Below are 20,788 nucleotides of genomic sequence, written 5' to 3'. Positions count from 1 at the left end.
TTCACAAGAATTTCTCAAGCAGTACCCTGACGGGTACTATTAACGCTGAACAGAATGTGGTAAATACTAGATTTATATCTAAAAATGAGGTAATCAAATATAACCTATGAGTATCCTTTCTGAACTTCAAAGCAAAAAACTTGGATTGCTTGAATTAATATCATTAGGCTTCAACTTATATATTAAAAAAAATCGGCTCTTTCTTGGTTTGTTTTTAATATACCTGCCTTTTTCTATTATTTTAACCGTATTATCATACTATTTATTACTTTATGGTTATATTTTATACCTATGGGTTTTAATTTCAATTTTTTATATCTTTGTATATTCAATTTATAGTGCTACTCTTTGTATCCTTACAGAAAGTTGTGTTCTTCAGGAAAATATTCAACCTAAAGCTGTAGTAAAATGGGTATTGTCGCACATCTTACCCCTGATTGGTTTAGAGATAAGATTTTTTATTACTTCCTATTTACTTTTTCTATTGCTATTCGTTCCAGGCATTATTTACTTTATAAACAATGACTTCTCCTTTCACGCTTTTATTCTCCGAGGTCAAAGAGGTAAGGCAGCATTTCTATACAGTAGAACATTAGTTAAAGGAAATTGGTGGAAGGCGTTTTTCTTTGCATTATTAACTTATCTAATCAGTGGGGGCTTGCAGGCAATTTTTTACAAAATTTTCAATATTACTGTTGCAAACTCTTCAATATTAATTACTGTTATATCCACTGCATTAATACAATTAATTCTTCTGGGATTTGGAATTTGTAAAGTTTTGTTCTTTCTTAACTTAGAGTTTCAAAAACAATAACAAAAGAAAATTTTTTTATTTGTACGTCATAGAAAATTTTTTTATTTGTACGTCATAATTTAAGTATGGCTGAGTCATCTGTTCTAACTATTTTATTTTTAGCAGCAAATCCAGTAGGAAGCTCTCAATCACGTTTAGAGCAGGAAGCGCGAGATATTAGTGATGGGTTATTAAGAGCAAGACATCGCGATCGCTTCAATTTTGAGCAACGATGGGCGGTACGTCCTAGAGATATTCAACTGGCTCTGCTAGAATGCAATCCTCAGATTGTTCATTTTGCTGGACATCGCAAACAGGACAATATATTAGAACAAAAAGGAACCATAACTCAAGAGCTTGTTACTGCTACAGAAACAGAAATTGAGCCAGAAGAAGGATTAGTATTTGAAGATGATACCGGACATATTCATCTTATTCCTGCCAATGCCTTAGCAGATTTATTTAAGTTATTTTCAGATCGGGTGAACTGTGTTCTCTTGAACGGTTGTTACACCGAGGTTCAAGCAAAGGTAATTGCCCAACATATTCCTTACGTAATTGGAATGAAGCAATCAATTACCGATAAAGCGGCTCTAGATTTTGCTCTAGGATTTTATGATGCGCTAGGATCTGGTAGGTCAATGGAGTTTGCTTATCATCTGGGCTGTTCAGCAATTCAAATGGCAGGACTGTCTGAACATTTGACCCCTATTCTCTATAAAAAAACAGAATCAGATTCTATTTCTGTGCAAAATGATTCTTCCAGACTAAATGCTGTTCTACTTGATGGTACAACTCAAAACGTGTCTTCAAAACGACATATTCAAGAAAAGCGCGAAGACTTAGAAGAAGAATATGAAAATATTCGTAAAAAGTTGAAATTCTTGAAGAAAGAATGGAATATTAAAACTGATTCGGAAGCTAAATATGAATTGACACAACGAATTGAACAGTATGAAGAACAGTTGCAAAATATTGAGGAATTGCTTGATAGCTATGAGTCAGGAACCTGAAATAATCGTCAATGAAGATATGAAACCTGAATATGATTTTTCAGGTGGTGTCCGTGGCAAATATTACGAAGCGTATATGCAATCGAGTAATGTTGTAGTTATTAATCCAGACGTGGCAGAAATATTTCGAGATTCGGCTTCTGTTAATGAGGCGTTGCGATTGCTTGTAAAAATTGCGAAGGCAACGGCAGCATAACCAAAACTTACCCAAACAATAGCCGAAACCTTAATTTTTAGGTAGGGGCAATTCATGAATTGCCCCTACCTAAAGCGCAGCCTCATACATCTCGCTGATATTCTTCTAACAATTGCGGAATGTAATCATACCCATCTACACCGATAACCGCAATTATTTTAGGGCGATGTTGCTGCAAGAACTTTTGGAAAGCTTCGACCCCAATTTGACCCTGCAAAATTGTTAGTAAACCTGCTGCTTGCCGCCACTCATTAGAAGCAATTTGCTCCAAAAGATACATTCCTAAACAGCCTGTGTAAACGGTTTTTTCAGAATTTTGGAGATGATAATAAGCTTCTGCCAAATAAGCTAAGTTCCGCCCTTGGAGATATAAATCGCCGGAAACTTGGGCTGTTTTAAAGCCATCCTCCAAATATTTAATTGCAGTTTGGTGTTCTCCAATTACTAGATAAGCGATTCCTAAGCTACTGACACATAAAGCTTTACTTTGAATATCGCCTAATTTTTCTGATAGTTTTAAACCTTGTTCTAAATAGTTAATTGCAGCTTGGTATGTTTCAGGTTCTAGATTCTCCAGTTCTTGAGCCTGCATGACTTCGCTGTAACCTAAGTTTACTAGCGCGTTGGCTTCTCCTGTTCTATCGCCTGCTTGCCGACTAAATATTAATGCTCGTTGACTGTAGTTAATTGCTTCAGCATAATTTTGCTGTTGCACGTAGGTGCGGCTGAGGTGGTTGAGATTGGCTATTTCACAGGCGCGATCGCCTGCATTCCTGGCTATCTCTAACGCCTGCTGATGAAAATCAATTGAGCGCTGGTATTGCCCCAAAGCACGCTGAGAATAACCTAAAAGGGTCAAAATCCGCGCCTTTTCTTGGGTTCCCTCACCTCGTCGCAATGGTTCATCCAAATAATCGAGGGCATCTCGCAAATAAGTGCCAGTAAAAGAGGCAAATATCCCGCCGTAAAAAGGAAAATATGGACGCTGGGCAAAGGTTCGCAAAATTTGGAGCATGATTTGAGAACACGCATCCGCGTATACTGTCCCAATGCTCCCAAAGCCACTTGCTAATTGACTCCAAATCACTGCAAAGGTCAAAAAAGTGGAAATGGACAACTTTGGCCCGGCTTTAACATCGTAAGCTTGTTGGTCAAACCAGTTAATTAGCCCCCGTTGCAAGAACTGTAAAATTAATTCCATTTCCACCCAATCTCTCAGGGTGATTCCCCGTTGTCGCTGGGCAAACTCAATTGCCGATTCTTCCATCGCTAAGGTACGAAGTAGTGCTTTGGGTAACTCACTATTGAGTTGTTTAGCCCAACTTGCCCAAGGGCCACGTTCTCCCGGTACGCCACCAAATCCTAAAGCTTCTTTTTGCTCGTACATCCAACTGAGCAAGTTGTCTTGCAATCGTTGCCAAGAAGCTAATCCACGGGTAATACCTTCGGAAAATTGTTCTAAATCAGCATCTGCCTGGGCAAATTGCTGTAATCCTTTTGATAATTGCTGTAGCTGTTGCAAATTTAGCGGATACTTCTGATTTGGGTCAGTAATCCGTAAAAATGTCGCTAGTCGCTCGTCAGAGGGGGCTGTGGTAATTTCTGTAACTGCTGAAGCGATCGCTTCTGTGGCTTTGTTTTGCTCTTGCCAACGTTGCCATTGACTTTGAATGGTCTTAATGGCTCTCAAACTGCGAGTAGCTTTGGCTTTCTTGAGTTCGTCTTTTTCACTATCTACTTGGCTTTGGAGAGCATTCAGGCGATCGCTCAAAGCTAACTCAAATACCTCCCCTGTACCGGAAGTAATGCCTTTAAGCAGCATTTGGTACACCATATCAACAGAGCTAATTTTGCCCTTGAGGGTGGTTTCAACAATTTCATCGATTAAGGCAATATAGCGATCGCGCAATGGCAGAGAATCTGACACTTTAGCTACTAAGAAACGTCACGTCAATTCTAATTCTATAGGACTTATGCATTGACAAGAAATACCAAATATGGATTAAGGTTAAAAACCATATCTTTCGTAAGGACATAGCATTGCTCATACGTGTCAACTTAACGTGTAACCCTGGCAATGATGGTAATCCTAAACAACCAACTATCTCGATTTACCAATTAATTCAAGGTGAGTATCAGGTTAAGCAATTTAGGGGAAGCGATCGCATTCAATCGCCAGCCTTCCCAGAGTTTAGTTTAACTACTGAACAGATTTTTCGGGCTGGATAAGTCGCGTAAAAAACGGCTAAAGAAGTAAAAGAACCATCAAAGACTCGTCCACGAGTGTCAAAGACTCGTCCGCGAGTATCAAAGACTCGTCCACGAGTATCAAAAACTCGTCCACGAGTATCAAAGACTCATCCACGAGTATCAAAGACTCGTCCACGAGTATCAAAGACTCATCCACGAGTATCAAAGACTCGTCCGCGAGTATCAAAGACTCGTCCACGAGTATTAAAGACTCATCCACGAGTGTCAAAGACTCATTAACGGAGTTCCGAACCTCATTAATGAGTATCAAAGACTCGTTGACAAGCCAATCTGAACTATTGGCAATGATAAATTCTTTTTATATTCAGTAAAAATTATTAGTACCCGTGTAGTATTACACAAAATAGTAAATTGCTTTGATATCTTGCAGTATTCTTAATTAGCACCTATCTCCGCCTGGAACTCGAATTTCCTTTCTCATAGTCAATAGTCCATTCAATGTGGACTAAAACCCAAGTCTGGAAAGAATTTAGCCCTCTTAAGAAGACTTTTGCTATCAGCCAGAGGTTTCTAACCTGTGGCGGTTGTTGGGATTAGTGCAAAATATTAGTGGTTGCGAAATTGTCCAGCGAATCAGGGGCATTACATATAATTTTCGTTAACAGGTGAACCTCAGTATGGCAAACATGCCTCAACGTTTCCTTGAAAAAATCCGAGAAGCGAAAGAGAAACAGCTTAAAGAATTAGATTTAAGCAATGATTGGGGTACTGATGACAAGGAAAAATTATTAACAGAGATTCCTGCTGAGGTTTTTGAACTGGAATGGTTGGAGGTTTTAAATTTAAGCCGCAACCGATTAACGACACTGCCAGAAGCGATCGCCCGCCTGCAACAACTCACTTACCTGAATTTAAGGCTCAACCGATTAACGACACTGCCAGAAGCGATCGCCCACCTGCAACAACTCACTTACCTGGATTTAGCCGGCAACCAATTAACGACGCTGCCAGAAGCGATCGCCCGCCTGCAACAACTCACTGAGCTGTATTTAAACAGCAACGAATTAACGATGCTGCCAGAAGCGATCACCCGCCTGCAACAACTCACTTCCCTGAATTTATACGACAACGAATTAACGACGCTGCCAGAAGCGATCACCCGCCTGCAACAACTCACTGACCTGGATTTAGGCGACAACAAATTAACGACGCTGCCAGAAGCGATCGCCCGCCTGCAACAACTCACTCACCTGGATTTAAGCGGCAACGAATTAACGACGCTGCCAGAAGCGATCACCCGCCTGCAACAACTCACTTCCCTGAATTTAGGCGGCAACCGATTAACGACACTGCCAGAAGCGATCGCCCGCCTGCAACAACTCACTTCCCTGAATTTAGGCGGCAACCGATTAACGACACTGCCAGAAGCGATCGCCCGCCTGCAACAACTCACTTCCCTGAATTTAGGCGGCAACCGATTAACGACACTGCCAGAAGCGATCGCCCGCCTGCAACAACTCACTCACCTGGATTTAAGCGGCAACGAATTAACGACGCTGCCAGAAGCGATCGCCCGCCTGCAACAACTCACTTCCCTGAATTTAGGCGGCAACCGATTAACGACACTGCCAGAAGCGATCACCCGCCTGCAACAACTCACTGAGCTGAAATTAACGGGCAACCCCATCGAAAAGCCACCACCAGAAATTGTTGAACAAGGTATTGAGGCAATTAGGGATTATTTTCGGCAACTGCAAGCAGAAGGCACAGATTATCTGTGTGAAGCAAAGTTACTAATTATCGGCGAAGGTGGAGCAGGGAAGACAACACTGGCGAAGAAAATTGAAGACCAAAATTATCAACTCCGAGAGGAAGACTCTACGAAAGGAATTGAGGTGATTAGGTGGGATTTCCCAATGAAAGATGGGCGAGAATTTCGAGTTAACATCTGGGATTTTGGTGGGCAAGAGATTTACCATGCTACTCACCAGTTTTTCCTTACTAAGCGTTCTCTCTACGTTTTAGTAGCAGATACCCGCAAGGAAGACACAGATTTTTATTACTGGTTGAATGTAGTAGAACTGTTGAGCGATAACAGTCCACTGTTAATCATCAAAAATCAGAAGCAAGACCGCCGCCCAGAAATCAATGAACGTGAGTTACGGGGGCAGTTTACTAATTTGAAGGAGACTTTACCAACAAACCTTGCTACCAACAGGGGTTTAGAACAAGTTTTAGAACAAATCAAGCATTACGTTAAAAGTCTGCCCCATATTGGCAGTCCCCTCCCAAAAACCTGGGTTAGAGTCCGGGAAGCTTTGGAGAGTGACAAACGCAATTACATCGGCTTGGATGAATACCTGAACATCTGCCAAAAAAATGGGTTCACCCAAAGAAATGACAAGTTGCAGTTGAGCAGCTATCTGCACGATTTGGGAGTATGCTTGCACTTCCAGGAAGACCCACTTTTGAACAAGACCGTTATCCTCAAACCCAAGTGGGGAACTGATGCAGTCTACAAAGTGCTGGATAATGAAAAGGTGATTAGCAATCTAGGCAGTTTCACCCGGTCTGACTTGGCAAACATCTGGTGTGAAGACGAATACGCCACGATGCATGATGAACTATTGCGGCTGATGATCAACTTCAAGCTGTGCTACGAAATTCCTAGAAGCCAAGGAAAGTATATTGCCCCACAACTGCTATCCGCTAATCAACCCCTCTATGCCTGGAATCAAACTGACAACCTGATTCTGCGTTACGAATATGACTTCATGCCCAAGGGCATCATCACCCAGTTTATCGTCGCTATGAATGAGTTGAGGAATAAACAACAATATGTCTGGAAAAGCGGCGTTGTTCTCAGTAAAGACCAGACGAAGGCAGAGGTGATTGAATATTATGGCAAGCGGGAGATTAAGATTCGAGTTTCGGGTCGTCATAAAAGAGATTTGATGACCATAGTTACACATGAACTCGATAAAATTCATGACTCGTACAAGCGACTAAAGTACAACAAGTTAATTCCCTGTAATTGTGACACCTGCAAAGATAACCAAGAGCCACACTTTTACCCTTTTGAGATATTGCGACAGTTTGTAGCTGATAAGCAAGAACACATTCAATGTCAAAAAAGCTATCAGATGATTGATGTCTTGGGATTAATTGATGATGTAATGGACAAACAACAATTTATTCAGCAAGAAGAAACCAGACGCAGCGGAGATACTTTTTATATAAACGCTGAAAAAGTTCAAATTCAAAAAGGGAATAATCCTATGTCTAATCAATCTCCGCAAGAAGAAAAGCCAAAGTCAGAAGATGTTAAACTTCCATTTGCTTTTCGCAATGGAATGTTCTATTTATTTGTATTTGTAGTTGTATTTTGTCTAATTGCATTTTTTGGTGGTTCGCTACCATTCCATTATCTAGCTTTAGCAATTATTGGTACAGCAATATTTATTGTCTTAATCGGCGTTCTGCAACTTCGTCAAGATGACCGCCTTTCTGAGAAATCTTTTGTAGATTTAACAAAAATAGTACTGGAAGATTTGCCTGTAATTAGCAATATTATTAAGCATTTTCAAGGAAACAAATAAAAGTCCGGCGAATAGAATTCGCGGCTATAGAAACATAGACGCTTTGCGGCTTCCCGCAGGGTAGTCCGCCTGCGCGGACTAAGAAACAATTGAGGGTTTGAAACCCACGGAGGTGGGTTTTGTCTGTGTAGACGCGGTTTCTAACCGCCCTTTTCACTGTTATTCTCCTTTTTCCTGAAGGAGCGATCGCCAATCTTCAATCGCCTTCTCCGTCCACAGCCAATTTTTAGCTAATTTATCAACCTGGAAATTTACTGAATCAGAGTTGAGAACCATTTGCCGCAACTTGATCGCTTCATTAAGATACTGTGTCTGCTTACCACTAGATTGACTAAGTGCAGATTTATACAGTCCAAGAGCTAAACCAGCATAAGAAGTTAAAGCATCTTCAGGAACTGCTGTCTTTGAATCTGTATTTTGTTCTTTGAGAGCTAAATTCAAAGCCTTGAACCAAGAGTCATTGGCTCGATTTAGATTGCCTTCTGCGTAGTAGGCAAATCCTAAAGCGTTATTATACAAAAGCGATTCTGGTTTAGCTTTTGCAGCAGTTTCCCAGTAACGGCGGGCATCATCGACGCTATAGTTATTGTCTCCAGTCCCGATAGACTGCCAAGCTAATCTTCCCTTATAAAAGTTGACAGATGGATCGTCAACTTGCTTATTTGGAATAAGTTTAAGGGCAGTTTCTGCCGCAGCCAGTGCCCCACGATTGAGTAATTCTTCTACAGCCAACAACCCACCTTGTAAATCTCCCTGGCTCAATTTTTGCGTAGCGCTAGTGGTGACAATTCCAGTGCTTGCTGTTTCTAAATCGATATTTTGCTGTTTTTGGATAGGTAAAGACTCGGTGGAAATTGCTGGGATGTTTGGCAAAGTTGCCATCTGGGATCGATTTTGCCACCACCAATTTAAACCGATCGCAGCTACTAAGGCACTGATTCCCACAATACCCACAATTGGCCACAACTTGCGGCGTTGAGTACGATGTCTTGGTGCGGGTGATTGCGATGCCTGGGTTGGGCTCTGCCTACGCGAAAACTCAGAATTTTGCTGATTTCCTTGAAATTTACCAGTAATTGCAGGGGGCGGTGCCGGGATTTCTCCCCATAAATCTCCTTCATCTTCTAGAGAAGTCATCTCTTCTGAAATCTGGCTTTGCTGAAAATTATTTTCTAGAATTTGTTGATCTGGTTCAGTTGTAGCTTTTTGGTTATCTAGCTGACGAAACAAATCCGAAACGATCGCAGAATCTTCTTCATAACTTGGGTCATCATACTCAATTTCATCAACGAGATCGCCCCAAGTATCCTCACCGAGCCAGTCTAACCCAGAAGAGTCACGCGCCAAACCAGCAGGAATCATTTCTTCCATTCCCAAAGGCATATCGCTATCATCTGCGTTGGCGTAGCCCGTCGTAGACATCGCAGAGTACATCGTGGAAGTTATTCCTAGAGGTGAATTATACTGATCCCGCAAGTCTGGACTTTCGGATACCTCAATTTCTTCACTGAGAAAACCGTCAGATTCTGGCTGGAGATATAAAATCGGTAATGCCCAGTACATCTGGTGAGAACCATAAGCAGAAATTAATCCTTGGCGTACCCGACTAACGCACAAATCTACTGGATATCCCTGACTCAAGTTGCGGTAAAACAATTGTGTGAGTGTCAAGGCCACTTCATCAGGAATGCGTTCTGACATAGCCAAAACGCTTCTAATTCCGCGCTTCACGAGACTTTCTGCCAGATTACGTTCACCCGTATCTCCAGAAAGATCAGATGCAGCTGTGTACGCCCCCAAGCAGGAATTAAACACTGCCATTTGAATATTATTGTTGACGAGCAGACCTGCTAGATCGTCTCCACTCAAGATTTCCGTTAAGCCAGTTCTGCGACTAACAAGATAAATTTCTCCGCCATTGCCGCCTAAGTTACTATGACCAGAATAGTGGAGAACTTGGTATCTGCCTTGTTCTAGGGCTTGCGTCAGTTCTTCCCGTCCTGGTTGGTCTAATACAGTGAGTTCAATTTCTGGGAAACGATTGTTACCTTCAGCAAGTCGTGATGTTTGACGGTGAAGTTCCGCTTGCAGTTTAATCGCTTCCTGTTTCTGTAAATCAAGACGGGCTTGATCTGAGGGAGAAGCAATTACCATCAATACTTTCACACTACCTTGTTCTCGTGTTGTGAAACTATTGCGCGATCGCAAAGGAGAACCCCCCAAAATGCCACTTTGGAAGCGAGAAAAAGCCACATAAGGCCCAGTAGCCAGAGGGCGATCGCCTGCGTGCATTACTTCCCAAGGTAGACGAGCTAACCTAGTGTCCTTTAGCCCCAAGCGTAAGCGTAGTACTTGTTGGTGATTCTGGGCAATACCTTGGGCAGTAATCCAACTATCTCTGAGAGTGCCTTGAAATAAGGCGTTATAAAATTGTTGACCCAATGCCACCAAGTTAACAGAGTTTCTGGCGATATTACTTTCGTGCCCACCAGAGGTAAATGGATCTCCCTGCAATACCGACTTCAATGGGTCATTCATCAAATGCCCAGCAGCTATTAACCAATCAGCTACAGGCCAAGTCACCAATTCTTCTGCCAATGGTACCCCAGGCGCGACTTGTTCCGTCCGCACCAAGTAGTCATTTTGCCCTACTGGGGTTACGGAAATGTGAAATTCCTGGGTCACAACTTCTCCTGTCCGCCTCCTAAATCTGGTTTGAAACACGAAAGTTTCAAGTCGATTTGCTCCCTCTGATAACTTAGATGCATCCCACCCCTGAATGTTTCTGATTCGGTGTTGTTTTGCTTTTTCTGCCTTTACAACTTTATCCGGATCGGATTACTTGGATCTAGAACACTTAATTGGTAGATGCACCTTGATCTTCAACTCCCCTAGTTGGCTAACACCTACTAGGGGTTTTTTTCAATTTTGGCAAACAACAGCAACTTTTAACGCAGATATTCTTTACCAAAAAATAGTGCTTAATCCTAGAATACTTGATTACTAGATAGATGTCCCTTGATTTTTAACTCCCCTAATTCAGTGAATATCTACTAGAGTTTCGTTGACACGCCTTTCTAATAAATTTATCCGGAGCATGGTGGTTAAACCTAGAACACTTAATTGGTAGATGCACCCTGATAACTAGCTCCCCTGGTTGGCTAACACCCACTGGGGGTTTTTTTATGAAGGAATTTAGCAGCAATCATTTCTGACGCATCAAATTTTTAAGGCAATGCACTGGTTATTTAATTGGTAGATTCACCCTGATAACTAGCTCCCTTAGTTCGCTAACACCCATTGAGGATTTTCTCTGGTGAGCGTCAATTTATCCGGTAGATTGCTCTTTAAGAATCTCTTTTAATCCTCATGTAGGCTAGAATCTCCTGAATTCGCGCCAGTAGCCCTATGAGTATCATTTACAGGTAAACGAGATTTTGAAAGACTTTAGCTTCACTTGACACCAATATCTGATAACTAACTCCTCTGGTTGGTTAACAACTTTGAGGTTTTTTTTCTGGTGAGCAAACAACAATAACTTCAACCTCTGCTATTTTATCCGGTAGCTACCCATTTACTTTAGAAAAGATAGATCAATAGATGCACCCTGATAACTCACTCCCCTGGTTGGCTAACACCCACTGGGGGTTTTTTTCTAGTGACGTAGGCGTAGCCCTTCCTAGACATGGCCGTCAACCCTGATTTTTGCCATTTTCCCCGGAAGATACTCGCTGCCCCTAAAAAACATTAATGGTAGATGCACCCTGATAATTAACTCCCCTAGTAGACTAACATCATCTGGGGGTTTTTATTTTAAAAAATAACTTACCTTTGTCCAAATTATCCGGAGTATGGTGTTTAACCTGAGAACACTTAATTGGTAGATGCACCCTGATAACTAACTCCCCTAGTAGACTAACATCATCTGGGGGTTTTTATTTTAAAAAATAACTAGCCTTTATCCAAATTTATCCGGAGTATGGTGTTAAACCTAAGAACACTTAATTGGTAGATGCACCCTGATAACTAACTCCCCTAGTAGACTAACATCATCTGGGGGTTTTTTATTTTAAAAAATAATTAGCCTTTGTCCAAATTTATCCGGAGTATGGTGTTAAACCTAAGAACACTTAATTGGTAGATGCACCCTGATAACTAACTCCCCTGATTGGCTAACGCTCATCGGGGGTTTTTTATTTTAAAAAATAACTAGCCTTTATCCAAATTTATCCGGAGTATGGTGTTAAACCTAAGAACATTTAATTGGTAGATGCACCCTGATAACTAACTCCCCTGATTGGCTAATGCTTATCGGGGGTTTTTTGTGTAGACACGTAGCGGCTTGTCTTAGACATCGCCCTAGCATTTTCTGTTGATGTAACTAGAATGCACCACTACTCTTGTTGTTACTGCTCCTAGGATAGAGCATAAATTGCTCACTCAATTCCTGAATCCCTTTCTTTTTATTGTGAGCTAGAGATGCCACATCAAAATGATTGCTATGATATTTAATCATATTCTTAATTTTTTTTCTATATTTTGGCGTTTAATTATTTGTCTGCCAGCAATCACTGCTTTCAGCTTCCGAATCAGAGCTTCCTTGGTAACTACATATGTATATTTCTTGTTTGTATGTTCAGTCTGAGAATGCAGTCCTGAAGACTCTGCCTCCCAAAAAACATATAAGTAAGGACGCAAGAAAAGATACTGGATAAGGGTTTTAGCTTTAAGTTGACACTAATAACCAGCTATATGGTAATATTTCATGGCATTATGCTAAAAAACTTTGCTTAAAATCAAAGAGTCGCCAACCCATGAGTTTAGCTGTAATTAAGTTCTCTTCAGAAGAGTGCGGCATCTGCCATAAAATGTCTTTTTACGACAAAAAGGTGGCTGAAGAACTGGGTTTAGAATTTATTGATGTGAAAATGCAGGATACGACTGCTTATCGCAAGTATCGCAAGATTTTATTAACTCAGTATCCCGATAAATCAGAAATGGGATGGCCTACTTACATCCTCTGCAATTCTCCAGAAGGGGAATTTCAGATTGTGGGTGAATTAAAAGGAGGTCATCCCAAAGGGGAATTTAGAAGCCGTCTGCAAGAGGTTCTGGATTCTACAGGTAATCAGAACTAAATTACTTCAAAAGATTTGACCTCTAGGACAGGGCCAATCATGGCAATAGTCATGATATCTTCACGCACCTGTCCTTTTACTTTTGCTTTTTGTCCGGCTTTGAGTAAGCTTTTGTCAGCCCCTTTAAGGATTTCGTAAGTAACGCCTTCTTCTGTAACCAACGCCCATGCGCCTGTGCCTATATCACGGCGTTCGATTGTACCTGTAAGTGTAATGCTCATAAACAGTGCTGAGTTGTGAGTGCTGTTAGCGGATAGCTAAGGTTTAGCCCGTGCTGAGTGGGGGAAGTAGGGAATTAGGAGTTAGGGTTAGGAGTTATAAAAATTGATTCCCCATTCCCCATTCCCCATTCCCCATTCCCCATTTATGCGATTTTTTCTTCGTTTTTCAATGCTAAACGAACCAGTCCATAGCAGATTAGGGCATTAGCGATGAGGAAAAGGCGTGATATGTTGCCACTTCCCAAACCCCAAACAGCTGGATCTAAAAACGCACTTACTGTCAAGCAGGCTGCTATACCTAATGTTGAACCAATGGCAAACCATTTCCAACTAGGATTTCCCAGCAGCAATGCCATTAACAAAATCGGAATCAGTACACTGGCAAATAGGGGATTCAACGCATCAGTTCCCTGGAGGGTATTACCTAGTTCGGGAATTGAACTGCCCAAAACCCGGAAAGGCCATTGGGGAAGATCAAAAATATAGATTCCCTTGAGGAAGAATAACCCGGAACTGCCAGCGATTAGTCCACTAGATAAAGACCAACTCCAAGTGAAGGGGAAGTAAACCCGTAAAAACCAAGCCAGTAGATAAGAGCCAACTACCATTAAAATCTTGGGTAATAGGGCCACAGCACCACCATCAATCCAAAAGCCAGGGTTAAGATAGCCGTTATCGCGTAACCACCGAAAGAAGTCTGGAAAACTGATTTGTCCTCCAAAAGCTAGTCTGACTGCTGCTTCTGCATTGAGTTGTCCAGCGCCATAATAGTTCAAACCATCATCTTGGATAACTCGCGCTGACTGCTTGAGGACTTTTAAAACTTCATCTGGTTCTTTGATACCAGCAGCTTTAATTAATGCTGCAACGCCTGCAACGTGGGGAGAAGCCATGCTTGTACCCTGGAAGCCAAGAAATACCCCTTCGCCATTTTCATCGATAGTTTCTTGGAGAATCTTACCAGCTTCACTACCACCAGGAGCCGAGATATCTACCCCAGCACCAAAGTTAGAATAAGGCGCTCTTTCGCCATCTGGGCCAATTGCCGAAACGCCGATTACATAAGGATATCGGGCTGGATAGCTTGCACCATTGGTATTTTCATTCCCAGCTGCGGCAATGATAACTACACCTTTTCTATGGGCATACTCGATCGCTTCTTTCATCAACTTGCTTTCACCGCCACCACCCAAGCTCATATTAATCACATCTGCGCCTTTATCAGCAGCAAATTTAATCGCTTCGGCAATATCGGCAACTGTACCGCCGCCATAAGAACTGAGTACCTTAAGTGGCATCAGACTAGCTTCATAAGCAATTCCAGCTACACCATATTTGTTATTTGTGGCTTGAGCAATAGTTCCGGCAACATGGGTACCGTGGCCGTTATCGTCTTTGGCTTCTTCTCGGTCGTTAACAAAATCATAGCCTTTGACAAATTTTGTCTCATATAAGTCGCGCACCTTAGTAATCCCGGTGTCAATTACCGCAACTGTAATGCCACTGCCTTTGGTTTGACTCCATGCGCCTTCAATACCGATTTTGTGCAAGTTCCACTGCTTGCTGTAATATTGATCATTGGGGCCAGTTAATGATGGGCTTGTCTCATCATCATTTTCTTGAGGTCTCAAAAATTCTCCTAACCAAGCTTTTTCACCTGGTTGGGGAATCTTTGTATAGATGTAATTTGGCTCAATGAATTCTGTAGCTTGGGCAAACTGAGATTTTTTCAGTTCTTGGAGTCGCTGGCGATCGCCTTTGACAATATATACATGATCTTTTTCTGAAAACTTGTTGTCTAATTGGGGTGTAACGTTGTATTGTTTGGCGATCGCTTGGAGATTCTGTTGCACCACATCTGATGGAATATCTTCCCGAAAATCAAGCAAAATCGTCTCAAACTCTCCTTTAACTGCCATTCCCTGGAAATTCAGGAAACCAAATATGGCAGCTCCCAGCCCAATGACAAACAAGCACAATAATATAAGTTTTCTCATATTAACTCATCACCGCTTTTTGCCAGTTTGCTCACTACCATAACTTATCTCCATCCTTTGTTGGTGGATTTTGCACTTTTAGTTACAAGTCTCACTTCATTACTCAGGACTTTTTGAAACGATGGAACGTGGTCTTTTGTGGTTGCCGCTATTAGTAATGTTTTTCTGGTTGGCTTGGCAAGGCTCGAAAGAGTATCAAAAAGTTGAAGCCTATCGCGGTTGGGCAGAACAATTTGAACGTGCTAAGTACGATATTTATGCTGTATTAGGTCAAAAAGACAATAATCTCACTTGGGGAAAACCCACACCTCAAGGGCCTATTAAACTAGAAACATTCTCTTTGCTTGATATTAAGCAAATTAACTTTCTAGTAGATGATAAATCAGTAGATGTGGATAATATACCGCAGAAAGGTCGTTCTATAGAGCTAGAATTTCTCTTTTCCGAATCTAATAAATCGGTGCGTGTTCCATTTACCGAAATCCCTTTGGCGGCGGAATGGGGAAAGTTTTTGCAAGGGCTATTACAAGACTTGCAAACAGAACCAAAGAACTAGTTATATTGAAGCTACAAGTTCTCGATTATACTACTGTTCCTGTACATAAAATTAGATTGGGTAAACGACATAGCTGCAATTCTGAAATACTCACAAAGGTGATTTTTTGAATTATTAATTCTTACTCTAAATTGTCCAATAAAAAATATGCTTCTGGGTAGATGAAAAGTAAGTCAAGGGGTAGCATAAAATACTAAGGCATAGATGATTAAACCGTGAGGAATACGGAAGTTTACTACGCTAGATAGATGCGGTTAGAGAACACTAAATGTTAAAGGTTAACCGCTTGCGGCTGCAAGATATATTCAAAATCCCAAGAAATACACTTGTGGCAAAAGCCGCAAGTGTAATACCCATCTTGGTTGGCAGCTTGGTGCTAATTGGCTGGTGGCTTGGAATTGAAATTCTCAAGCGCGGCTTCCCTGGTAGTCCCGCCACGATGAAAGTCAATACAGCGTTGTGTTTTGTGCTGTCTGGTTTATCATTGTGGCTGTTTTTAAAGGCAGGGAATCAGGGGAAAAGAACAATTCAAAACTACCCTGACTCTTCGACCTTTCGACTTCTCTACTTCCCTACTCTGGTAATTTCCAGGGTCTGTGCAATAGCTGTCACCACAATTGCTGCACTTACACTTTGTGAATATCTGTTCGGCTGGAATCTAGGTATTGATGAGGTGCTGTTCCTGGATTCGCCAACTAGTATGACGACATTGTATCCGGGGCGAATGGGGGTGAACACAGCATTCAACTTTATGCTGGTCAGCATTTCCCTACAGATTCTGATTAATCCAAAAAACCACCGTAGTTATTGGTTTGCTCAGATTATCGCTCTGATCGCTACTTTAATTTCCTTTCAGGCGCTCATGGGCTATGCCTACAAAGTGAAAGTTCTTTACGGACTTGCCCCTCATACAACATCGATGGCTTTACATACAGCGGTGTTGTTCATTTTACTAAGTATAGGTATTCTGTGGGCGCGGGCAGAACAGGGGTTAATGAGGGTAGTTACAAGTGATACTTATGGTGGCTTACTGGCACGTCGTTTGTTGGTTGCCGCGATCGCAGTACCTTTTATATTAGGATGGGTAATTGTTGAAGGTCAACGTGCAGGACAATACGATCCGGCTTTTGCGGTATCGGTGTTTGCGATCGTCCTGATTGTGATTTTTACTATTTTGATTTGGCAAAGTGCCAGGGTTATTGAACGCCTTAGCCATCAACGCGATCTTGCTCAAAAAGCACTGAGAACCTACCAGGATAAACTAGGAAGTTTCGTAGATTCTAACGTTATTGGTATTCTGTTTGGCGATGTGTATGGCGGTATCCAGGAGGCAAACGACGAATTTCTCAGGATGATTGGTTACACCCAGCAGGATTTGTCAGAGGGTAGATTAAGTTGGAGCAATATCACACCACCAGAGTATATATACTTGGATCTGCGAGGTGTCGCCGAAGCACAAGGAAACACTAACGCTACTTGTACGCCCTACGAGAAAGAATATATTCGCAAGGATGGTAGCCGCATCCCAGTTTTAGTTGGTTACGTGTTGTTAGGAGAAAAACGGGAAGAGTCAGTAGCATTTATCCTCGACTTGAGCGAACGTAAACTTGCAGAAGCAGAGCAACAAAAATTAGTATCGCTGGTAGAAAATAGCTCTGACTTTATCGGCATCGCCAGCCTTGAAGGTCAATTACTCTATATAAATGATGCAGGTCAAAAACTGGTAGGACTTGCTAACCTTGAAGATGTGAGGCAAAAAGTAGTATTAGATTACTTCATGCCCAAAGACAAAACCTATTTTCAAAAATATATACTACCGACTGTACTATCAGAAGGTCGTTGGCAGGGAGAATTCTGCTTTCGGCATCTCCAAACAGGTCAACCAATACCAGTTGATTACAATATCTTCACTGTTACAGACAACAACACAGGTCAGCCAATTGCCTTAGCAACTGTGACTCGTAACATTAGCGAACAAAAAAAGGCTAAAGAAAAAATCTTACAACTAAACAAGGATCTACAGCGCCGCATTACTGAGTTACAAACTTTGTTGGAGGTAATTCCCATTGGAATTGGCATTGCCGAAGATCCACTATGCCAAAATATCAAGGTAAACCCTGCTTTTGCCAAGCAGTTGGGGATATCGTCAAATACAAATGCCTCTCTCAATGTTCCTAGTAACGAAAAACCGACAAATTTTAAAATCTACCGTGAAGGAAGGGAACTCTCAGCAGAGGAACTGCCAATGCAATACTCTGCTGCTCATGGTGTCGAAGTTGTGGATTGTGAACTTGAGGTAGTCCATGAAAATGGAAAAATTGTCAACCTGTTGGAGTATGTTGCACCTCTGTTTGATGAAGAGGGTAAAACTAGAGGAAGCGTTGGTGCATTTTTAGATATTACGGAGCGCAAACAGGCAGAAGAAATACTTCTAAATCAGCAAAAATGGCTTGAGGATGTGTTAAATCTGATGCCAAGACCCTTGCTGTTTATCGAACCAGGAACGGCGCGGGTAACTTTTGCAAATCGCTCTGCTAATGAATTAGCTGGGGGCGAATTTCCTAAAGGTGTACCAGCAGCAGATTATCACACAGTTTACCACTATACAGATGCGGCAGGCGATCGCATTCCCAATGAACAAATGCCAGGAGTGCGGGTTGCCCTTGGCGAACGTCTCAATGGATTAGAAGTAGATTGGCACACTCCCTCTGGTGTGCGCTCTCTACTGATATTTGCTGATACCTTGCCAGCAATGCACGGTCATTCGGCTACCTGTATCTTGGTGTTCCAAGAGATTAGCAACCTCAAACAGGCAGAAAAAGCACTCTCGTTAGGTTACAAAAGACTAAAGCTACTATTTGACACAGCCAACGATTTACTCTCAAGCCAAGAACCATTACTACTAATCGATAGCGTCTACCGAAAACTAAAAGAGCAAATTGGAATAGAAGTTTATTTGAACTATTTGGTTGAGGAGAACTCTCAAGTAATGCGGTTAGGGTCTTACAGTGGTATTTCCCAAGAACTGGCCAAGGAAATCGAGTCGTTGGCTTATGGTGAAACGGTTTGCGGTACTGTAGCCCAAAAGCGTTGTGCAATAGCTCTAGAGAATATACAGCAATCAACTGACCCAAAAACAGAATTGCTTCGTTCTTTAGGTATTACTGCTTATTATAGTTATCCGTTGATTGCCCAAGGACGGTTGTTAGGTACTCTTTCTTTTGGCAGCCGGACTCGGTTAAGCTTTACCGAGAATCAAAAGGGGATGATGCAAGCAGTATGCGACCAAATAGCGATCGCAATGGAACGCGCTAGTTTAATTGCTTCTTTGCAACAACAAACTGAGCAGTTGCAAGAGGCGAACCGTATGAAAGATGAATTTCTGGGGATATTGTCTCACGAATTGCGATCGCCCCTCAATGCAATTTTGGGCTGGGCGCAACTCCTGCAACGAAGCAAGCTGAGTGAAAGCCAAATAGCTAAGGCTACGGAGACAATTGAGCGCAATGCTAAGGCGCAAACCCAGCTAATCGAAGACTTACTCGATATATCGCGGATGATTAGAGGCAAGTTGCGCCTCAATGTCCGTACTTGTAATTTGGTTCCGATGATTGAGTCAAGCTTAGAGACTGTTAGCCTAGCCGCTCAATCCAAGGAAATCGATTTAAGATTTTCCATCATTCCCTCAAAAGAAACGCGAAATGCGCCACCGGGGATACTCCCCGTGGTAACAATCGCGCCAAATTCAGATTTGGGATTAGAAATCAATCACGAAAATCTAGAATCAAGAGAAGCGGAATTCCAAAGCAATCAACGTTCAAAGGACAGCAGCGAAAATTCCCAATTCCTAGTTTCCGGTGATTTTGAGCGTTTGCAGCAAATTATCTGGAATCTGTTATCTAATGCCATCAAATTTACACCCACAGGTGGACAGGTAGAGTTGCAATTGTCAGTGGTAACTGGCGAAGAAAAACAACATATAACAGAGAAATATGCCCAAATTCAGGTGATTGACACAGGTATTGGTATTAGCCCTGATTTTCTTCCCTACGTCTTTGATCGCTTTCGTCAAGCTGATAGTTCTAACACTAGAACTTATGGTGGATTAGGGCTAGGATTAGCGATCGTGCGTCATTTAGTAGAACTACATGGTGGTACTGTTCATGTAGATAGTCCGGGTAAAGAGCAAGGATCAACGTTTACAGTCAAGCTGCCACTTTTGAAAAGTCATCTATTCACAGTCTCGCAGCCTCTGCCCCTCCCCTCTTCACCTCTTCACTTCGTCTCCCTCCTTGGTGTGCGGGTAGTGGTTGTAGATGACCAAACCGATAGCCGTGAATTTATTACCACAGTTCTCGAACAGTGCCAAGCCGAAGTTAAATCAGTGGCATCAGTTCAAGAAGCATTGCAGGTAATTACAGAATGGAAACCAGATGTTTTAGTCAGTGACATTGGTATGCCCAATGAGAATGGTTACTCTTTGATCCGCAAACTGCGATCGCGATCACCAGAACAAGGGGGAAATATTCCCGCAGCAGCATTGACTGCTTATGCGAGGGCAGAGGATCGGATGCGAGCTATACAAGAAGGTTATCAGCTACATTTACCCAAACCTATTGAAGCGGCTGAGTTGGCTACAGTAGTCGCTAGCCTTGTTGGACGGACTTAGACAGAATTGGGCATTGGGAAAAATTCTTGCTAACTCCTGCATACCCTTTTTTGCAATTAGGACTTACGCATTAAGTACGAAATGTAAGGACAATTCAGCAAGCCCTATTTATAGCTTTATCTTTTTTTACTCACAATACCCAGAAAGCAAAACAAGAAGGATACATATAAATCAATACGGTTCAGTTAAGGGCTATTGGCAAAAATTTTGGGTTTTTGAGACGCGAGAAATCGCCGTCTCTACAAGTGTTTTGATGTGTATTGACATATAAAGAAGAAAGCGCCCTCCCAATTCGGGAGAGCGCTTTCTTATTTAGCTAATTGAGTTAATGCTTGAGAATTAACCGTTGATAGCAGGAGCAGAAAGAGCAACAGGAGCAGATTCAGCAGATGCCA

11 protein-coding genes and 1 pseudogene are annotated in these 20,788 nt (G+C 42.0%); 8 read left to right on the top strand and 4 right to left on the bottom strand.

All coding sequences use genetic code 11. From position 1 onward, the window contains the following. The first annotated feature begins 106 nt into the window (after positions 1 to 106). The 3 genes from H6G86_RS22605 (at position 107) to H6G86_RS22595 (ending at position 2,002) form a co-directional block, all read left to right on the top strand. Positions 107 to 814, top strand: coding sequence for a hypothetical protein (locus H6G86_RS22605; RefSeq protein WP_190936188.1), 708 nt, complete (start codon positions 107 to 109; stop codon positions 812 to 814). 65 nt (positions 815 to 879) lie between these two features. Further along, on the top strand, positions 880 to 1,806 hold the full coding sequence (locus H6G86_RS22600) for a hypothetical protein (RefSeq protein WP_190936187.1): 927 nt from the start codon (positions 880 to 882) through the stop codon (positions 1,804 to 1,806). Further along, positions 1,790 to 2,002 (top strand): hypothetical protein, encoded by a 213-nt coding sequence (locus H6G86_RS22595; protein ID WP_190936186.1) that lies wholly within the window; start codon positions 1,790 to 1,792, stop codon positions 2,000 to 2,002. The genes H6G86_RS22600 and H6G86_RS22595 overlap by 17 nt, the downstream gene beginning before the upstream one ends. Positions 2,003 to 2,084: 82 nt before the next feature. On the opposite strand, the gene H6G86_RS22590 is transcribed toward H6G86_RS22595, so the two are convergent. Beyond that, on the bottom strand, positions 2,085 to 3,929 hold the full coding sequence (locus H6G86_RS22590; RefSeq protein ID WP_190936185.1) for a tetratricopeptide repeat protein: 1,845 nt from the start codon (positions 3,927 to 3,929) through the stop codon (positions 2,085 to 2,087). A 155-nt stretch (positions 3,930 to 4,084) separates the two neighbouring features. On the opposite strand from H6G86_RS22590, the pseudogene H6G86_RS22585 reads away from it, so the two are divergent. Both H6G86_RS22585 and H6G86_RS22575 read left to right on the top strand, forming a co-directional pair. After that, positions 4,085 to 4,231, top strand: a pseudogene (locus tag H6G86_RS22585) (Uma2 family endonuclease); the annotation flags it as partial. Between the two features lie 659 nt (positions 4,232 to 4,890). Beyond that, entirely contained in the window at positions 4,891 to 7,812 is a 2,922-nt protein-coding gene (locus H6G86_RS22575) for a COR domain-containing protein (protein WP_190936184.1), read from the top strand. A gap of 159 nt (positions 7,813 to 7,971) precedes the next feature. Here the strand turns inward: H6G86_RS22575 and hetF are convergent, their stop codons facing one another. Next, positions 7,972 to 10,497, bottom strand: coding sequence for a cell division protein HetF (hetF, locus tag H6G86_RS22570; RefSeq protein WP_190936183.1), 2,526 nt, complete (start codon positions 10,495 to 10,497; stop codon positions 7,972 to 7,974). Positions 10,498 to 12,626: 2,129 nt separating this feature from the next. Here hetF and H6G86_RS22565 point away from each other — a divergent pair. Beyond that, entirely contained in the window at positions 12,627 to 12,950 is a 324-nt protein-coding gene (locus H6G86_RS22565) for a thioredoxin family protein (RefSeq protein WP_190936182.1), read from the top strand. Here the strand turns inward: H6G86_RS22565 and H6G86_RS22560 are convergent. Then, positions 12,947 to 13,171 carry a hypothetical protein gene (locus H6G86_RS22560; RefSeq protein WP_114082657.1) on the bottom strand — a complete coding sequence of 75 codons (225 nt, stop codon included), beginning with the start codon at positions 13,169 to 13,171 and terminating at the stop codon, positions 12,947 to 12,949. The genes H6G86_RS22565 and H6G86_RS22560 overlap by 4 nt on opposite strands. Before the next feature lie 143 nt (positions 13,172 to 13,314). Beyond that, positions 13,315 to 15,168, bottom strand: a complete 1,854-nt coding sequence (locus H6G86_RS22555) for a S8 family peptidase (RefSeq protein ID WP_190936181.1) — start codon at positions 15,166 to 15,168, stop codon at positions 13,315 to 13,317. A gap of 121 nt (positions 15,169 to 15,289) precedes the next feature. On the opposite strand from H6G86_RS22555, the gene H6G86_RS22550 reads away from it, so the two are divergent. Together H6G86_RS22550 and H6G86_RS22545 are read left to right on the top strand one after the other, a co-directional pair. Continuing rightward, positions 15,290 to 15,724, top strand: a complete 435-nt coding sequence (locus H6G86_RS22550; protein WP_190936180.1) for a hypothetical protein — start codon at positions 15,290 to 15,292, stop codon at positions 15,722 to 15,724. A gap of 268 nt (positions 15,725 to 15,992) precedes the next feature. Then, positions 15,993 to 20,393, top strand: a complete 4,401-nt coding sequence (locus H6G86_RS22545; protein ID WP_190936179.1) for a PAS domain S-box protein — start codon at positions 15,993 to 15,995, stop codon at positions 20,391 to 20,393. Positions 20,394 to 20,788 lie beyond the last annotated feature (395 nt).

This window comes from Nostoc sp. FACHB-133, from assembly GCF_014698055.1.
Taxonomy (GTDB): domain Bacteria; phylum Cyanobacteriota; class Cyanobacteriia; order Cyanobacteriales; family Nostocaceae; genus Nostoc.
Note: the sequence above shows the minus strand (reverse complement) of the source record. Positions and strands in the feature narration are given on the sequence as shown.

Bases quoted from the DNA above. Each gene is read 5' to 3' on its own strand.
- H6G86_RS22595 (WP_190936186.1), top strand. From the start codon at position 1,790: ATGAGTCAGGAACCTGAAATAATCGTCAATGAAGATATGAAACCTGAA.
- H6G86_RS22565 (WP_190936182.1), top strand. From the start codon at position 12,627: ATGAGTTTAGCTGTAATTAAGTTCTCTTCAGAAGAGTGCGGCATCTGC.
- H6G86_RS22600 (WP_190936187.1), top strand. From the start codon at position 880: ATGGCTGAGTCATCTGTTCTAACTATTTTATTTTTAGCAGCAAATCCA.
- H6G86_RS22575 (WP_190936184.1), top strand. From the start codon at position 4,891: ATGGCAAACATGCCTCAACGTTTCCTTGAAAAAATCCGAGAAGCGAAA.
- H6G86_RS22605 (WP_190936188.1), top strand. From the start codon at position 107: ATGAGTATCCTTTCTGAACTTCAAAGCAAAAAACTTGGATTGCTTGAA.
- H6G86_RS22560 (WP_114082657.1), bottom strand. From the start codon at position 13,171: ATGAGCATTACACTTACAGGTACAATCGAACGCCGTGATATAGGCACA.
- H6G86_RS22545 (WP_190936179.1), top strand. From the start codon at position 15,993: ATGTTAAAGGTTAACCGCTTGCGGCTGCAAGATATATTCAAAATCCCA.
- H6G86_RS22550 (WP_190936180.1), top strand. From the start codon at position 15,290: ATGGAACGTGGTCTTTTGTGGTTGCCGCTATTAGTAATGTTTTTCTGG.
- H6G86_RS22555 (WP_190936181.1), bottom strand. From the start codon at position 15,168: ATGAGAAAACTTATATTATTGTGCTTGTTTGTCATTGGGCTGGGAGCT.